This is a genomic window from Micromonospora sp. NPDC051296, assembly GCF_040682255.1.
Taxonomy (GTDB): Bacteria; Actinomycetota; Actinomycetes; order Mycobacteriales; family Micromonosporaceae; genus Micromonospora; species Micromonospora craterilacus.
Map to the genome: position 1 here is coordinate 1 of NZ_JBFBAO010000121.1, position 16,977 is coordinate 16,977.

13 protein-coding genes and 1 pseudogene are annotated in these 16,977 nt (G+C 73.2%); 11 read left to right on the forward strand and 3 right to left on the reverse strand.

Annotated elements, in window-relative coordinates:
• The 5 genes from AB0M52_RS15115 to AB0M52_RS15135 all read left to right on the forward strand — a co-directional run.
• A partial coding sequence (locus tag AB0M52_RS15115; protein WP_363953516.1) for a LysR substrate-binding domain-containing protein occupies positions 1–745 on the forward strand: 745 nt, incomplete at its 5' end.
• Complete coding sequence (locus tag AB0M52_RS15120) at positions 742–1,299, forward strand: RNA 2'-phosphotransferase (protein WP_363953518.1); 558 nt, start codon at positions 742–744, stop codon at positions 1,297–1,299. The genes AB0M52_RS15115 and AB0M52_RS15120, both read left to right, overlap by 4 nt.
• Before the next feature lie 77 nt (positions 1,300–1,376).
• Entirely contained in the window at positions 1,377–2,186 is an 810-nt protein-coding gene (locus AB0M52_RS15125) for an RNA methyltransferase (protein ID WP_363953519.1), read from the forward strand.
• A 42-nt stretch (positions 2,187–2,228) separates the two neighbouring features.
• Entirely contained in the window at positions 2,229–3,953 is a 1,725-nt protein-coding gene (locus AB0M52_RS15130) for a PucR family transcriptional regulator (RefSeq protein ID WP_363953521.1), read from the forward strand.
• 502 nt (positions 3,954–4,455) lie between these two features.
• Positions 4,456–4,584: a LuxR C-terminal-related transcriptional regulator gene (locus tag AB0M52_RS15135; RefSeq protein ID WP_363953524.1), complete on the forward strand. Its 129-nt coding sequence runs from the start codon at positions 4,456–4,458 to the stop codon at positions 4,582–4,584.
• 17 nt (positions 4,585–4,601) lie between these two features.
• On the opposite strand, the gene AB0M52_RS15140 is transcribed toward AB0M52_RS15135, so the two are convergent.
• Positions 4,602–5,957 carry a hypothetical protein gene (locus AB0M52_RS15140; protein ID WP_363953526.1) on the reverse strand — a complete coding sequence of 452 codons (1,356 nt, stop codon included), beginning with the start codon at positions 5,955–5,957 and terminating at the stop codon, positions 4,602–4,604.
• An 89-nt stretch (positions 5,958–6,046) separates the two neighbouring features.
• Between AB0M52_RS15140 and murD the strand changes: the two genes are divergently transcribed.
• The 4 genes from murD (at position 6,047) to AB0M52_RS15160 (ending at position 12,486) form a co-directional block, all read left to right on the forward strand.
• Positions 6,047–7,396: a UDP-N-acetylmuramoyl-L-alanine--D-glutamate ligase gene (murD, locus tag AB0M52_RS15145; RefSeq protein ID WP_363953527.1), complete on the forward strand. Its 1,350-nt coding sequence runs from the start codon at positions 6,047–6,049 to the stop codon at positions 7,394–7,396.
• Positions 7,397–7,650: 254 nt separating this feature from the next.
• Entirely contained in the window at positions 7,651–9,957 is a 2,307-nt protein-coding gene (locus AB0M52_RS15150; protein WP_363953529.1) for a glycosyltransferase family 2 protein, read from the forward strand.
• A gap of 2 nt (positions 9,958–9,959) precedes the next feature.
• Positions 9,960–10,790: a hypothetical protein gene (locus tag AB0M52_RS15155; protein WP_363953531.1), complete on the forward strand. Its 831-nt coding sequence runs from the start codon at positions 9,960–9,962 to the stop codon at positions 10,788–10,790.
• Positions 10,783–12,486, forward strand: coding sequence for a hypothetical protein (locus tag AB0M52_RS15160; protein ID WP_363953533.1), 1,704 nt, complete (start codon positions 10,783–10,785; stop codon positions 12,484–12,486). The genes AB0M52_RS15155 and AB0M52_RS15160 overlap by 8 nt, the downstream gene beginning before the upstream one ends.
• Before the next feature lie 29 nt (positions 12,487–12,515).
• On the opposite strand, the gene AB0M52_RS15165 is transcribed toward AB0M52_RS15160, so the two are convergent.
• Entirely contained in the window at positions 12,516–13,670 is a 1,155-nt protein-coding gene (locus tag AB0M52_RS15165) for a hypothetical protein (protein WP_363953535.1), read from the reverse strand.
• Positions 13,671–13,915: 245 nt separating this feature from the next.
• Here AB0M52_RS15165 and AB0M52_RS15170 point away from each other — a divergent pair, with 245 nt between their 5' ends.
• Positions 13,916–15,223 carry an aspartate aminotransferase family protein gene (locus tag AB0M52_RS15170; protein ID WP_363953537.1) on the forward strand — a complete coding sequence of 436 codons (1,308 nt, stop codon included), beginning with the start codon at positions 13,916–13,918 and terminating at the stop codon, positions 15,221–15,223.
• Entirely contained in the window at positions 15,220–16,710 is a 1,491-nt protein-coding gene (locus tag AB0M52_RS15175; protein ID WP_363953539.1) for a CoA-acylating methylmalonate-semialdehyde dehydrogenase, read from the forward strand. The genes AB0M52_RS15170 and AB0M52_RS15175 overlap by 4 nt, the downstream gene beginning before the upstream one ends.
• On the opposite strand, the pseudogene AB0M52_RS15180 reads toward AB0M52_RS15175, so the two are convergent.
• Positions 16,682–16,977: pseudogene (locus AB0M52_RS15180) on the reverse strand (hypothetical protein); the annotation flags it as partial. The gene AB0M52_RS15175 and the pseudogene AB0M52_RS15180 sit on opposite strands and share 29 nt — an antisense overlap.

Here is a 16,977-nt window from a genome sequence, read left to right on the forward strand (position 1 = left end):
GAAAATCAGGAAGCTGGCGACGGCGCTCGGCGTCGAACTCTACGAACGGGACGGTCGGCGGCTGACGCTGACCGCGGCCGGTGAGCGGCTCGCCGCGTACGCGCTGGACTCGCGGCGGCGGGCCGACGAGTTCCTGCGGGAACTCCACCACGAGTCCACGCCCACGGTGACCATCGCGGCCGGCCGGGGCGCGCTGCGCTGGGTGATCGCCGAGCCGATCCGGCGGATCGGCCGACAGGGTCGCCGCGTACACGTCATCACCGCCAACCGGGACGCCGCCCTCGCGGCCCTCTCCGCCGGCCAGGCCGACCTGGCCGTCATCGCGCACGACCCCCCGACGCGGCAGTTCGAGGCGACCCAGATCGCCGCCCACCGGCAGGTGCTCGTGATCGACGACCGGCATCCGCTCGCCGCCCGCCGGCAGGTCCGGCTCCGCGACCTGGACGGCCTGGATCTCGTCGTGCCCCCGGCCGGGCGGGCGCATCGGCGAGCGTTGGACCGTGCCCTGCTCGACGCGGGCGTGCGCTGGCAGGTGGCCGCCGAGGTCGACGGCTGGGATCTGCTGGTGCACCTGGCCGGACTGGGCGTCGGCGCGACCGTCGTCAACGGCTGCGTCGGGCTGCCCGACGGGCTGCGCGCGGTCCCGATCGACGGACTGCCGAAGATCCGGTACTGGGCGACCTGGCGTCCGCAGCGCCAGGCCCTGGTGCAGGATCTCCTCGACCAGATCCGGCGCCAGCCATGACCGACCAGCTCACGCCGGTCAGCAAACTCCTCGCGTACGTGCTGCGCCACCGTCCGGACCAAGTCGGGATCGCCCTCGACGAGGGCGGCTGGGTGGACGTGGACGTCCTGCTCGCCGCGCTGGCCCGGCACGGCCGACCCGTCACCCCGGCCCTGCTCGACCGGCTGATCGCCGGCACCGACAAGCAACGGTTCGAGCTCCACGGCGGCCGGATCCGGGCCGCCCAGGGGCACTCGATCGATGTCGACCTGGGACTCGAACCGGCCACCCCGCCGCCCGTGCTCTACCACGGCACCGTCGCCCGCTTCCTGACCAGCATCGGCGCCCACGGGCTCCAGCCGCGCCGCCGTACCCACGTCCACCTGTCCGCCGATCAGCGGACCGCCGCGACGGTCGGCGCCCGACGCGGCGAACCGGTCATCCTGACCATCGACGCGGCCGGCATGCACCGCAGCGGGTTCGCCTTCTACCGGGCCGCCAACGGCGTCTGGCTCACCCGCCACGTACCACCCACGTGGATCACCAGCTCGGGCGGCGCCGCTACCGAGCGGTGAGGGGCGAGTGATCGTCGTGGTGGCAACGGGGTCGAGCCTCTGGAGATGGACCACGGCGGGTCCGGCAGAATCGGCGGGTGCCCGTCCACCTGATCACCGATCCCGACGACGAGCGGATCGCCGACTACCGCGCGCTGACTGACGTCGAGCTGCGGACCCGCTGGGAACCGCCGCACGGCCTGTTCATCGCCGAAGGTGAGCTGGTGCTGCGCCGGGCGCTGCGGGCCGGCTACCCGGCCCGGTCGTACCTGGTCGACGCCAAGCGGGTCGACCAGCTCGCCGACCTGGACACCGGCGACGCCCCGGTGTACGCCGCCACCCCCGACGTGCTGCGCGAGGCCACCGGCTTCCACGTGCACCGGGGGGTGCTCGCCTCGTTCCGGCGCAAGCCGTTGCCGGCCGCCGCCGAGGTGCTGGCCGCCGCCCGCCGGGTGGTGATCCTGGAGGACGTCAACAACCACACCAACCTGGGCGCGATCTTCCGGGCGGTCGCGGCGCTCGGAGTGGACGCGGTGCTGCTCTCCCCGTCCTGCGCCGACCCGCTCTACCGGCGCAGCGTACGGGTCAGCATGGGCGAGGTGTTCGCCGTGCCGTACGCCAAACTGGAGCCCTGGCCGGCGGCGCTGGCCGAGGTGCGTGCCGCCGGCTTCACCGTGCTGGCGATGACCCCGGCGCCGGACGCCGTCGCCATCCAGCGGCTCGACCCGGCCCAGCGGGCCCGCGCCGCGCTGCTGCTCGGCGCCGAGGGGGCGGGCCTGACCCGGGCGGCGATGGAGGCCAGCGACGCCCGGGTGGTGATCCCGATGCGGCGGGGCGTCGACTCGCTCAACGTCGCCGCCGCCACCGCCGTGGCCTGCTGGGAGCTGGGACGCGACGACCCGTGGTAACCCGGCCCCGACGGTCGAGGTTCGCGGTGAGCTGCGGGTACCGTGTCGCCCGTGTTTCCCACCGTCCGTGAGGTCCTCGCCCTGGACCCGGTCCGCCACGGCGCCCCGCGCCTGGTCGCCGGGGAGGCCGGGCTGGACCGTCCGGTGCGCTGGGTGCACGTGGCCGAGGTACCGGACATCGCCACCCTGCTCGGCGGCGGCGAGCTCGTGCTCACCACCGGCATCGGGCTGCCGGGCGACGATGCCGGGCTGCGGGCCTTCATCGGCGACCTGGCCGGTGTCGGCGTCTCCGGGCTGGTGGTCGAGCTGGGCCGGCGCTACCTGACCGGGGTGCCGCGGGTGATGGCCGTCGCCGCCGAGCGGCACGGCCTGCCGTTGGTGGAGCTGCGCCGGGCCACCCCGTTCGTCCGGATCACCGAGGCGGTGCACGCGCTGATCGTGGACGCCCAGCTCACCGAGCTGCGCGCCACCGAGGAGATCCACCAGCGGTTCACCGAGCTGTCCGTGGAGGGCGCCGACCCGGGGGAGGTGGTCCGGCAGGCCGCCGAGCTGTCCGGCTGCCCGGTGGTGCTGGAGAACCTGTCCCGGCAGGTGCTCGCGTACGACCCGGCGGGGGAGAGCGCCGAGCTGCTGCTCGACGGCTGGGAGCAGCACTCCCGGCGGATCCGGCCGGCCGGCCGCACCGCGTACGACCCGGACAGCGGCTGGCTGGTGACCATGGTCGGGGCCCGGGGCGAGGACTGGGGTCGGCTGCTGCTGCGCTGGCCCGCCGCAGCTGACCTGAGCCCCGGCCGGGTCGCTCTCGACCCGGCGGACGACGCGCTGGCGGGCCCGGTCGCCCCGCCCACCCGGCTGACCATCCTGATCGAGCGGGCCGCCTCGACCCTGGCGCTGGGCCGGCTGATCCGCCGCGACGCCGAGGGGCTGGAACGGCAGATCCACCGCACCCTGCTCACCGCGCTGCTGGACCGCTCCCGGCCGGTGGACGAGGTGGCCCTGCGGGCCCGGGCGCTGGGGCTGGTGCTGGAGCGTCGCCACCTGGTCGGGGTGGTGGTCCGGCACCGGGCCGACGAGCCGGCGGGGGAGAACGGCCCGGCCGGTGAGCCCGGCGGTGATCCCGGTCCGGCCCGGCTGCGGGATCTCGCCGAGGCGGTGGGTCAAGCACTGCGCGAGGCCAATCTGACCGGGCTGACCAGCGCGGTCGACGACCAGGCGGTCGGCGTGCTGCTGGCCCTGCCCGACCCGGTGGCGGAGGAGCGGGCGCTGGCCGCATTCGCCGCCGCGCTGCGCCGGGCCCGCCCCGATGCCCGGGCACCCGGCGGGCTGGTCATCGCGGCCGGGTCCGGGGTGGGCAGCCTACGCGAGGCGGGACGGTCGCTGATCGAGGCTCGGCAGGTCGCCGAGGCGGCCCGGCGGGACCGGCGGGACCTGCCGATCTTCCGGCTGCCGCACGTCGGGCTGGCCGGGCTGCTGCACCTGCTGCGCGACGAGCCGCGCCTGCAGACGTTCGTCGAGCGGGAGCTGGGGGCCCTGCTGGCGTACGACGCCCAGCATCCCCGGGAACAGCTGCTCGGCACCCTGCGGGCGTACCTGGAACAGGGCCGGAACAAGTCGGCGGCGGCCGCCGCGGCGCACCTGTCCCGGCCGGCGTTCTACGAGCGGCTGGCCCGCATCGGCCGGATCCTCGACATCGACCTCGACTCGGTCGACGCCTGCCTCTCGCTCCACGTCGCCCTCCTCGCCCTCGACGCCATCCGCACCCCCTAGCCGCCCCCACCCGCCCCCGGCGCCGAACCGCGCCCCTGCCCCGAACCGTTTCCCTGCCCTGAACAGTTCCCGCCGCTGACCGGCCCTTAACCGTGCGCGACTGCAACCCTGCGTAAAGGCGGCCGGGTCGTCGCTGGTCAACCTCGCGCATGCTTTGCTCTGCTTCAACCCAGGCAATGGCAGCTGACCAGCGGCAACACATCGGGCCATTGCCAACGCGCGACAGCGGCAGACACACGTAGTGACCGTTGCGTCGGTTGAAGCAGAGCAAAGGCGGCACGGGGTAACGGCTGGTGGCGGGCCCGGTGCCCCGTGCGCGCCGATCATGCAGTTGTGGTGCCCCGCAAAAGCCTTACAGGGTGCAGAACGCCCACCACAAGTCCATGATCGGCAGGGTGGGGGGCGGTGGCTCCGCCCTGATCTCCATCCTCTGATGGTGTCGGTCCAACCGGGTCCGTTCGTAGCGTGCTGGTCATGAAGGAGCGGACCATCGGATCCCGGGTTGACCGTCGCGGCACCGTCGTGCGGGCCGCAAACTATCAAGACCCACACCAACAACGCGTTCGCGAAGATCGGCGCCCGGAACCGCACCGAGGCGGCCGCGTACGCGATCCGGCACCGGCTCGGCTGACCGCCGACGAGCCGGCGCTACGCGGTGAGGGAGTGCAGGGCCTTGGTGTAGGTGGGCGGGACGTAGTTGGGGCCGCCGCCGGGGGTGAAGACGTCGGAGGTGGCGGCCGTCGCCCAGGCGGTGTCGGGGACGGCATCGACCAGGGCGCGGACGACCGGAGTGTCCCGCCAGTCGGGCTGCTCGGCGAGCAGGCTGAGCGCCACCACCGACTCCTCCACCTCGCCGACGCACTCGAACGGCTTGTGCCCGTCCACGCCGAGCAGCTCCCGGTAGCCGGGGATCTGCGTCTCGTCGGCGAGCAGGTCACCGCCGAAGATGTGGGTGATCCGCTCGCGGGACATGAACGGCGCGAGGGCCAGGAAGACGAACCGGCACTTGGGGCAGTTGCGGCACCACCGCTCGCTGGCGTCGCGGAGCTTGAACGCCGCGTTGCAGCTGGTCACCACGTCGTCGTAGCGGTCGATGGTGGCGAACAGCCGGGCGATGTGCAGCTCCGACAGGGGGCGCAGCAGCGAGAAGTACGGCTCGGTCAGCCCGGCGTGCTCGGCGAGGGCCGCCCGCAGCAGCCCCTCGGCCTCCACCCCCTTGGACCACTGGTGGTTGATCTCGTGACCGTTCCAGATCAGGTTCGGGTCGGACGCCGAGCGCTCGTTGGACATCACCACCGGACCCAGCCCGTGCAGCACCGCGGTGGCGACCGCGATCAGCGAGTTGATCGCGGTGACCGGGATGTGCCCGTTGCGGGCGCCGGCCGCGTTCAGCTCGAACAGCACCGGGTCGATGCGCCGCCGGGCGGCGAGCGGGGTGAGCCCGGACGCCTCGTTCACCGCGTTGATCACATGGTTCGGGTTGACCGAGAAGGGCACCGGGTCGAGCCCGGCCCGGCGCAGCGCCTCCAGGCTGACGATCGAGTCCTTGCCGCCGCCGACCGCCGACAACGGGCGCCGGTCGGAGTTGTCGTACTCACCGGCGGGCTTGACCCGCCCGGCCGGAACCTGAGGGGTCAGCTCCAGCACGTACGGCAGCTGGTTGCGGTACGCGTACTCGGCGAGGCCCTTGGTGTAGACGGCCGTGACGAACCCGGCGGCGGCCGGGCCGAGCGGTGCCGGCAGCACCAGCTGCCCCGGCGCGGCGGTCTTGTAGTAGCTGACCCCGGCCACCACGTGCAGCAGCTCCAGCACCCGGCCGAGGGTCGCCACGGCGGCGTCCGAGGGTGACTCCTCGGGCACCGGCAGCGTGATCACCTCGGTGAATCTCTGCTCGCCGTCGGGCCCGGTCAGGGCGTAGTCGAACAACACCTCCCCGGTGGAGAGGTCGATCGAGTAGGACGGGAAGGTGAAGGCGTCCATCCGCCGGAGCTGCGTATTGGGCACACGCCATACTAGGCCCTGGTTCGTCCGGCCGTGCCCGGCTCCGCCGGACCGTGCCCGTGCCCTGCCGTCGCCGAACCGGAGGAGAACCCGTGCGCCTGTCTGACCTGCGCGGACGTACCGTCGCCGTCTGGGGGGCCGGCCGGGAGGGGCGGGCGGCGGTGATCGCGATCGCCGCCCACGGGCCGGCGGACCTGGTCGCCGTCGACGACAGCGCCAACTTCCTCTCGCTGCCCTGGGACGGGCCGCTGGCGGAGGCCGCCCCGCTGGTCACCGGCGAGGAGGGCTTCGCCCGGCTGGCCGCCGCCGACGTGGTGGTCCGCTCGCCGGGCGTGCCGCAGACCCATCCGTGGCTGGTGGAGCTGCGTCGCCGGGGCGCCACGGTCACCCAGGGCACCGCGCTGTGGATGGCCGACCACGGCGATCGCACCGTCGGGGTGACCGGCAGCAAGGGCAAGAGCACCACGTCGAGCCTGATCAGTCACCTGCTGGCCGCGGTGGACCGGCCGAACGTCTTCGGCGGCAACATCGGTGTGCCGACGCTGGACCTGCCGGAGGCGGAGCTGTACGTGCTGGAGCTGTCCAGCTACCAGTGCAGCGACCTGACCGACTCGCCGCGGGTGGCGGTGGTCACCGCGCTGTTTCCCGAGCACCTCGACGCGCACGGCGGTGAGCGGGAGTACTACCGGGACAAGCTCAACCTGCTGGCGTACGGGCCACGCACCGTCATCGTCAACGGCGCGGACCCGCGGCTGGCGTTCGAACTGGGCGACCGTGCGGCGGTCCGCGCCGGCACCGCCGACTCGGTGAACGTGGCCGCCGGCCCGGACGGTACGCCCTGGTTCCACCGGGTCGACCAGCCGCTGTTCCCACGGGCGGTGCTGCCGCTGGTCGGCCGGCACAACGAGGGCAACCTCTGCGTGGCGCTGGCCGTGCTGGACGCGCTCGGCGTGGACCTGGTCGACCGCAAGGACACCCTGGCCGTGGCGGTGGCCGAGTTCCAGGGACTGGCCCACCGGCTGACCGAGATCGCCGATCCGTCGGGTCTGACCTTCGTCGACGACACCCTGGCGACCAGCCCATACGCGGCCATGCACGCCATCGACGCGTACGACGGGCGGCCGTTGACCGTGATCGTCGGCGGCAACGACCGGGGCGTCGACTACACCCCGCTGCGTGATCACCTGGCCGAGCGGGAACTCACCGTGATCGGCATCCCGGACAGCGGCCCGCGCATCATCGAGGCGCTCGACGGGCTGCCGAAGGTGCGTACCGAGCTGGTCGAGGACCTCGCCGACGCGGTGCAGCTGGCCCGCCAGGTCACCCCGGCCGGCGGGGTGGTGCTGCTCTCCCCGGCCGCACCGAGCTACGGCCGATTCCGCAACTTCGAACACCGCTCCGAGGTCTTCGCCGAGGCCGTCCGCGCCACCGCTCAGCGGTAGTCCGCACCGGCGCGCCACCTGCCGTTCACCCTCGCGTCGACCTCCGTTCACGACCCGGACATTCGGGGAGATATGACCCGGGGTCAGGTCCCTCGGGCGCAGCTGGTTCGGCTAGCCTGGCCCGGTCGTCGCCCAACCCCTCGGAAGTGGTGCCGTGAAGTACCAGGCGTGGATCGCCAACCCCGTCAGGTGTCGCACAGCGGCGAGCAACCTCGCCGCGCACGCGACCCGCCCGGCACCCCGAAGGGGGCGGCGTGGCGCCTCGGCTTAGCGTCGTCGTCCCGTTCTACAACGTCGCCGACTACATCAAGGACTGCCTGGAGTCGCTGGCCCGGCAGACCTTCCGGGACTTCGAGGCGATCCTCGTCGACGACGGGTCCCGCGACCAGAGCGCGAGGATCGCCCGCGGGTTCTGCGCGCGCGATCCCCGGTTCCGGATCGTCACCCAGGAAAACCAGGGCCTCGGCCCGGCCCGCAACACCGGCGTGCGGCACAGCGAGGGCGAGTACATCACCTTCGTGGACAGCGACGACCTGGTCGCCCCGCACGCCTACGAGGCGATGGTGCGCTCCCTGGACGAGACCGGTTCGTCGCTGGTCGGCGGCAACGCACGCCGGTTCAACAACACCTCCGGCGTACGGTTGGCGTATCTGCACCGCAGCATCTTCACCACGGACCGGCGGGCCACCCACATCCTGGAGTACCCGGCCCTGGCTCTGGACCGGATGGTGTGGAACAAGGTCTACCGGCGCTCGTTCTGGGACGAGTTCAAGCTGGAGTTCCCGCCGATCCGCTACGAGGACTACCCCGTCACGCTCAAGGCGCACCTGGACGCGGTGACCGTCGACTGCCTCGCCGCCCCGGTGTACTTCTGGCGGGAACGGGAGTCCGGCGAGTCGATCACCCAGCAGAAGTTCCAGTACGGCAACCTCGCCGACCGGATCACCTCGGCCGAGATGGTGCTGGACCTGGTTGACACGCGCGCCCCCGAACTGCGTGACCGAGTGCACCGGCACTTCACCGAGATCGACCTGGCCACCGTGGTGCAGGCGTTCGCCACCGCGGAGGAGCACGAGCGGCAGCCGCTCGTCGAGCTGGGTCAGCGGCTGACGCACCGGCTGGACCCGCGGGTGCTGGAGGGCACGTCCTCGTACGAACGGCTGCAGTACCGCGCCCTGGAGGCCGGCGACGTCGATCTGCTGCGCCGGTTGGCGGAGTTCCGGGCCGAGGGCGGCCTGACCGGTGGCGCCCGGGCCCGCCGGCACGGCCTCCTGCCCTGGCGGTACGAGAACGACTACCCGGCCGCCGCCGGCACCTCGACGGTGCCCCGCCAGCTCTACCGGCTGCCCCGCAAGGAACTCAACCTGCACACCACCGTCGCCCAGTACCGCTGGGACGACGACGCCCTGGTGATCCGGGGCAGCGCCGAGATCCGGCACCTGCCAACCGGCGACAACTCGGCGTTGCGGCTGACGCTGGTGCACCGCGGCCACCGGGTCACGTTGCCGGTCGCGCGCTTCACCGCCCGAGACTCGCACCGTGAGCAGGCGCTGGTCGGCTTCGAGACGCGGGTCCCCCGGGCCGCGCTCGCGGCGCTGCCGGCCAACGTGCCGGGAGCCGTGATCCGGGTCGACCTGCGGGTCGGCATGCTGCGCCGCAGCGGCAAGCTGCGTCTTCCGCTGCCGGGCAACGCGCAGAACGCCACCGGTTCCTGGGTCACCGACGACACCTGGATCCAGCCGGGCACCACCGCCGCCGGCGAGATCATCCTGCGCAGGATGGTCCGGCCGGTCGAGTTGACCGAGGTCACCGTCGACGACGGCGAGATGGTCTTTGCCGGCCGCATGCCCGCCGCGCTCGCGGGCGCGCACCTGCGGCTGACCCGCTCCTCGGGGACGGTCCAGGTTCCCCTGCAGACCTGGCCCGAGGGGGAGCGGGTGCGGTTCACCGCCGGCGTGCCGCTGTCGGACCTGATCGACACGGCCAGCCCGGACGACCCGTTCACCCTGCGTACGGTCCGGGTACCGAGCATCGACGCCGGCCAGGACACCAAGCTGCTGCTCGCCACCGGTCTCGATGCCCCGGTCTCCGTGGTCCACAAGGACCGGGTGGTCACGATCACCCGCTCCGTCGGCCAGTACGTCAACATCTTCGAGGGCCCGATGCGGCTGCGGGCCGACGAGGTCCAGGCGACGGGTGACCGCCTCGTGGTCCGGGGCCGGCTCTGGGACGACACCGACCCCGGTGCCATTGTCTGGCGGCGCTTCGTCGACGAGGCCGACCACCACATGGACGTGCCGTGCCAGGTCCGCCGGGTGGACGGCGAGTGGTCCGCCGCGGTCGACCTGACCGACCTGGTGACCGGGCCGTCGGTGCCGCAGCCGGGCAGCGACCTGCTGGCGGACTGGACCCTGTGGGTGCTGCCGCCGGGTGACGAGACGCCGTACGCACTGGCCGCGGACCCGTACCTGATCGCCCGGCTACCCGTCGACGTCGACCTCGGTGAACGCTCGACCAGCCTGCGCCCCCGCTCCGGCCGCCTGCACCTCGAGGTTCGGTGATCATGCACCACCACAACCACTACTACGGCCAGACCCACATCCTCGCCCGGCACTGCGGGCTGGACGACGAGTTCCCACCGCGGCTGCGTGGCTACCTGCAGCACGGCTGGAACGTCGGCTGCGGTTGGAACCCGGTGCACGAGTTCTTCGACGGCGCGTGGCGGTACGTCTGGAGCGACGCGCCCCGCCGGCGCGGCCATTCCCTGGGCCGACGCAACTACCACGTGATCGGCGCACCCTGGCTCTATCTGATGGACCTCGAACCCGAACTGGGCGCGGTGCCCGAGGAGAAGCGCGAGGGCACCCTGTGGTTCCTCTTCCACGGCTGGGAGGGCGGCAAGATCCAGGGGGACCACGCCCGCCTGATCGACGAGATCCGGGAGACCGAACCCGGGCCGGTGACGTTCAGTCTCTACTACACCGAGTACGACCGCCCCGAGGTCCGCGGCTTCTACGAGCGGGCCGGCTTCGAGGTGATCAGTTTCGGCCGGCGCGGCTGGAACTACGAGGGCACCGACCGGCGCTTCCTCTACAAGCAGCTGGCAGCGTTCCGCCGGCACAAGCGGGTCGCCGCCAACCGGCTCTCCACCGCCGTCTTCTACGGGGTCGCCGCCGGTTGCGAGCCGGCCGTCTACGGCGACCCGATGGTGATGGAGGGCGAGAATCCGCTGTTCGGCGGCGTCGCCCGGGTGGCCCGGCTCTGGCCGGAGATGCACGGCAAGGACATCGATGTCGCCGCCGCGCGCGACATCACCGACCAGGAACTGGGCCGCGCGTGGATGGCGTCGCCAGCCGAGATGCGCATGCTCTTCGATTGGAACCAACGTGACTGACAACGGCTCGATCAGCGTCGAGGTCGTCCGGGGCGAGATGCAGCCGTGGACCGACTGTTCGGGCGGCCGGGCACCGGCCGGTGGACCGGTGCTCACCGCGCTGCTCGCCGACCTGCTGCCACGCTCGTCGCGGGCGCTGGTGGTCGGCCCGCACGGCAGCGATGTCGTCGACGCGGTCGCCGCGCGCAGCGCCCACACCACCGTGCTGGTCCGCTCGGTGAGCGACGCGCAGGCGCTGCGCGCGGCGACGCCCAGCGCCGACGTCACGATTGTCGCCGGCTCACTCGACGGGTTCGTCGACAGCCTGGGCGAGGGTGACGCGTTCGATCTGGTGCTCGCCGCCGACGGCCTGGACCGGGTGATGAGCACCGACTCGTCCCAGCAGGACTGGCAGCGCCGGGCGGCGGCGCTGGCCCGTACCGCCGCGGCCGGCGCGGTGATCCTCGTCGCGGTACGGAACGACTTCGCGCTGACCGAGCTGTTCGACCGGCGTCCCGGGCACGAGCGGCACGGCGACGACGAGTGGTGGCCGCTGCACGACGACCCGAGCCGTCCCACCTCCCCGGCCCAGGTGCGGGCGGCCCTCGCCACACTGGGCTTCGAGGTGTCCACGCTCTACTCGCTGATCGATGTGGCGGGCGAGGCGCACACCCTCATCGAGGCCGACGCCGCCGCCGGCACCCGGCCGGGCCACCCGGCGGCGCGCTTGGCCGTGCGGGCCGTCGACGCCGCGGCGGCCGTCGCGCCACTGCTCGCACCGCTGGCCGAGAGCGTCGACGCGGCGGCCCGCGCCGGTCAGCTCGGGGCCGTGACGCCGGGCTGGCTCGCGGTGTGCGGACCGGTGGCCGCGCGTACCGTCTACGCCCGGAACGGGGCAGCGTCCTCGGTGCTCACCGCCAACCTGCACGACGGCCGCTGGCAGCTGGCAGACCGTGCTGGCGACAGCGGCCGGTCGGGCGATCTGATCGCCGTCGCCGGGACCGCCGAGGTGCCGGACACCGAGTCGGTGGAGCGTCTGCTGCTGCGGGCCGCTGCCGCCGAGGACGTCCCGGAGTTCCGCCGGATCGCCGGGCGGCTGGGCGACTGGGCGCGCAAGCACGACGCCGCGACCGGCCTCGGCGTCATCCGACTGGACGACACCGGCGTCGACGGTGACACCTTCGCCAGGGGCGTGCTGGCCTGGCGGACCGCTGCGGACAGCAGCGCCGTGGAACTGCTGTCGGCCGCCTGGCACCGCTTCCACGACCGGCTGGTCGGCGGCCACCACCGGCACCCGTGGCCGCCGTGGATGACCGAGCAGGACCTGGTCCGCACCTGGCTGGGGATGAGCGGCGAGGAGTCGACCACCGAGGTGCTCGACCGGGGCCGGCAGCTCGCCGACCAGGTTGCCGCCGTGGCGGATGTCCGTCGCACCGATGCCGGGCAGGATCTGCGTACGTCGATCGCCGACGCCGAGGCCGCGAAGACCCGCGCGGCGGAGCTGGCCGGGCACGTCTTCGGCCTGGAACGCACCCTGAAGTTCCGCGACCAGCAGCTGAAGGTGCGGGAGAACCGGCTGCGCGCGCTGCGCACCGAGTTGCGCAGCATCAAGGGTTCGCGAGCCGCGCAGGTGGCCGAGGTGATCCGCAAGGTGGCCGTCATCCGGGATCCGAAGCGGGTCGCCAGGGCGGTCAAGCGCCGCCTGCCCGGCAGCTGATCGGAGCCGTCCCCGCTGTGCCGGGAAGGCTATCGGTCGGTTCCGTGTCGGCGCGGCCCGGTTTCCGCCGTAATGGCCACTGTGGACGGTGCGGCGGCGAGGGTGGTGTGCAGGGCGCGCATGGAGCGGATGGCCGAGCGGATCTCCTGGAGGTAGCGGCCGGGGGTGAGGGTGGGCTCCGGCAGCCGGGTCACGTCGGGCAGCGCGGGGTCGACGCCGACCGTGTTGATCTCGCAGCCGTACGGCACGGCGAGGGTGCGCAGCGCGTCGCAGTGCTGGAACGGCACGTAGATCGGCGCGGTGACCAGCAGGACCGGCTCGCCCGGGGCGAGTTGGGCGTGCCCGGCCCAGAACCGTTGGGTGTCGGCGGTGTGCGCGCGGCGGCGTTCGGGTTCGCTCGACGGCGCGGCCAGCACCCGCACCGGTGGGGTGCCATCGGGACGGTAGGTCCGCGACGACCAGGAGTGGTGCGGGTGGCCGGCGTCCAGGCCGTCGTCGTCCTCCGGCACCGTCACCCCGAACGTGCTGCGTACCGCCGCGTCCAGCGTATCCACCTCGGTCTCGCCGCCGGACAGGCCGGCGGCGGCGAGGGTACGCAGTTCCACCTCGGACAGCGGTCGGTAACTGCCCAACACCGCCACCTCGCCGGTGACCTCGACGGTGCGGAGCAGGTGTGCCGCGTACGCCACCCGGCGCAGGCAGGCGTGGGCCAGGCCGCCCAGCACCACCAGGTGCGCGTACCGGGTGCGGGCCGGCGGCTGTGGCCGGACCAGGCCGAGCGTGCTCGCGGCGGCATGGACCTGGGCGGCGGTGACCGGGTCGAGGTCGGGTTCCCGGGCCTCGGGCCGCTCCCGGCCGGCCCGGAAGTCCCAGTGTCTGGCGGAGAACTCGTCCAGTCCGGCGAGCACCGTGGCGAGGTCGCCGGCCGGCCACCGGCCACCGAAGCGCGCCACCAGTTCGCGAAGCGGGGCGCTGCCGATCCAGCCGGCGATGCCGTCGGCGATCATCGTGCCGGTCGTGCCGGTGGCGCTGCCCGGTGCGGTGTGCGGCAGCGGCACGATCGCGCCGGCGGGAGCGGGCGACGTGGCGTTCGGCGGTGCCACGGCGGTGCCGGGTGACGTGGGGTTCGGCGGTGCCACGGCCGGGCCGAGGGGCCCGGGCGGTGGGGCGGGACGCTCGGGCACGGCTCGGATCGTACCGGCCCGCCGGTCCGGCCCGGGCCGGATCGTTGGCGCGTCGCCGGGTCGGATGACGAAGGCGCAGGTCGAAGGCCAGTGGCGCCACCGGAAGCGCGGCCAGGTCGCGTACCGGCGACGAAAGGCGTTGACGCTCTGTCAATGGGCGCGGGCCACTGCGCGACACGTTGGCACTTGTCCGGGCAGCGACGGTGGTGAAAGCGTGCGGGTACTGCGAACCGAAGGGTGCGACGATGACCTCCGACGACCTGCTGGCCCGGCACCGGGCCGTGCTCCCGTCCTGGATGCCGCTCTACTACGCCGAGCCGATCGAACTCGTCTCCGGCGAAGGCCGTCGGGTCACCGACGCGCAGGGCCGCACCTACCTGGACTTCTTCGGTGGAGTGCTGACCAACATGATCGGCTACGACATCGCCGAGATCCGGGAGGCGGTGCAACGGCAGCTGGCCACCGGGATCGTGCACACCTCGACGCTCTACCTGATCCGCCAGCAGGTCGAGCTGGCCGAGAAGGTGGCCCGGCTCTCCGGCATCCCGGACGCCCGGGTCTTCTTCACCAACTCCGGCACCGAGGCCAACGAGGCCGCGCTGCTGGTGGCCACCAACTACCGCCGCTCGCACCAGATCCTGGCCGTACGCAACAGCTACCACGGCCGGTCGTACGCGGCGATGGGCATCACCGGACACCGCAGCTGGTCGGCGAGCGCGCTCAACCCGCTCCAGGTGGCCTGGCTGCACTCCGGCGAGCGGCTCCGCGGCCTGCTCGCCCGGCTCGGCGCCGACGAGCAGGTCGACGCGGCGGTGGAGGACCTGCGCGAGGTGCTCGCCACCCAGACCGCCGGTGACGTGGCCTGCCTGATCGCCGAGCCGATCCAGGGCGTCGGCGGCTTCGTGCACGCCCCCGACGGCCTCTTCGCCGCCTGGAAGAAGGTGCTCGACGAGTCGGGCATCCTGTTCATCTCCGACGAGGTGCAGACCGGCTGGGGGCGTACCGGGGAGCACTTCTGGGGCTACCAGGCGCACGGCGTCACGCCGGACCTGCTCACCTTCGCCAAGGGCATCGGCAACGGGTTCGCCCTGGCCGGCGTGGTCGGTCGGGCCGACGTGCTGGAATCGGTGCCGGCGATCAGCTTCTCGACTTTCGGCGGCAACCCGATCTCCACCGCCGCCGGCAACGCGGTCCTGGACTACCTGCTCGACCACGACCTGCAGGCGAACGCGGCCCGCACCGGCGCGATCCTCGCCGACGGCCTGCGCGCCGCCGTGGGCGGCCTCGACTGCGTCGCCGAGGTACGCGGCAAGGGCCTGATGCTCGGCGTCGAGTTCGTCCGGCCGGGCACCGCCGAGCCGGACCCGGCGCTGGCCGCCCGCGTCTTCGAGGCGTGCAAGGCCGGTGGCCTGCTCGTCGGCAAGGGCGGGCTGTACGGCAACGTGCTGCGGATGGGCCCGCCGCTGACCCTGACCGAGGAGGAGGCCCGCGAGGGCCTGGCCATCCTGGTCGAGGCGATCCGCTCCGCCGCCGCCGAGGCGATGCCCGCATGAACCTCATCGGACACTTCGTCGACGGCAAGCGGGTCGGCGGCACCTCGTCCCGGCGGGGGGACGTCTTCGACCCGGCCACCGGCCGGCGTACCGGCGAGGTGGAGCTGGCCTCCGCCGCGGACGTCGCGGCGGCGGTGGAGGCCGCCGAGCGCGCCGCTCGCAGCTGGCGGGACGCGTCGCTGGCGAAGCGGACGGCCGTGCTGTTCGCCTTCCGCGAGCTGGTGCACGCCCGCCGCGACCAGCTCGCCGAGCTGATCACCGCCGAGCACGGCAAGGTGCTCGCTGACGCCGCCGGCGAGGTGCAGCGCGGCCTGGAGGTCATCGAGTACGCCTGCGGCATCCCGTCGGCGCTGCGCGGCGGCTTCAGCGAGAACGTCTCCACCGAGGTCGACTCGTACAGTCTGCGGCAGCCGCTCGGGGTGGTCGCGGTGATCAGCCCGTTCAACTTCCCGGTGATGGTGCCGCTCTGGTTCGTCCCGGTGGCGGTGGCCGCCGGCAACGCCGTGGTGCTGAAGCCGAGCGAGAAGGACCCGAGCGCGGCGCTGCTGCTGGCCGAGTTGTTCGCCGAGGCGGGCCTGCCCGACGGGGTGCTGAACGTGGTCAACGGCGACAAGGAGGCGGTCGACGCGCTGCTGGACCATCCGGCGGTCAAGGCGGTGTCGTTCGTCGGCTCCACCCCGGTCGCCCGGTACGTCTACCAGCGCGGCACGGCGGCCGGCAAGCGGGTGCAGGCGCTCGGCGGGGCGAAGAACCACATGGTGGTGCTGCCCGACGCCGACCTGGACCTGGCCGCCGACGCGGCGGTGAACGCCGGGTTCGGCTCGGCGGGGGAGCGGTGCATGGCGATCTCGGCGCTGGTCGCCGTCGAGCCGGTCGCCGACGAACTGGTGGCCCGGATCGCGCAGCGGATGGCCGGGTTGCGTACCGGCGACGGGCGGCGCGGCTGCGACATGGGCCCGCTGGTCACCGCGGCGCACGCGGCGCGGGTGCGCGGGTACGTCGAGGCCGGGGTGCTGGCCGGCGCGGTGCCGGTGGTCGACGGGCGCGAGGTCGACCCCGACGGCGACCCGGACGGCTTCTGGCTCGGCCCGACCCTGTTCGACCACGTCACCCCGGAGATGTCGATCTACACGGACGAGATCTTCGGGCCGGTGCTCTCGGTGCTCCGGGTCGGCTCGTACGACGAGGCCGTGGCACTGGTCAACGCCAGTCCGTACGGCAACGGCACGGCGATCTTCACCAACGACGGTGGCGCCGCCCGGCGCTACCAGCACGAGGTGGAGGTCGGCATGGTCGGCATCAACGTGCCGATCCCGGTCCCGATGGCGTACTACTCGTTCGGCGGCTGGAAGTCGTCGCTCTTCGGCGACCTGCACGCGCACGGCGCCGAAGGGGTCGCGTTCTTCACCCGGGGCAAGGTGGTCACCAGCCGGTGGCTGGATCCGCGCCACGGCGGGGTCAACCTCGGGTTCCCCACCCAGACCTGAGCAGACGCAGGGTGCCCGCCCCGGCCAGGTACGCCACCAGCGCGGCGGCGGGCAGCCCGAGCGGCTCGGGTGCGGTCTTCGCGGTCGCGCTGTTGGCCGCCATGGCGTACACGATGGCGGCGAAACCGGCGACGGTCAGCACGCTGCGGGCGTTCGCCCACCGGCCGGCCGGCCGCCCGCCCTGATGTGCCGCGACACGGCGCCCGCGCTTCTGGTCACTGAGCTGTGCCACTTCGACGCGCTCGCCGCCGCGGTCCCGGACGTGCC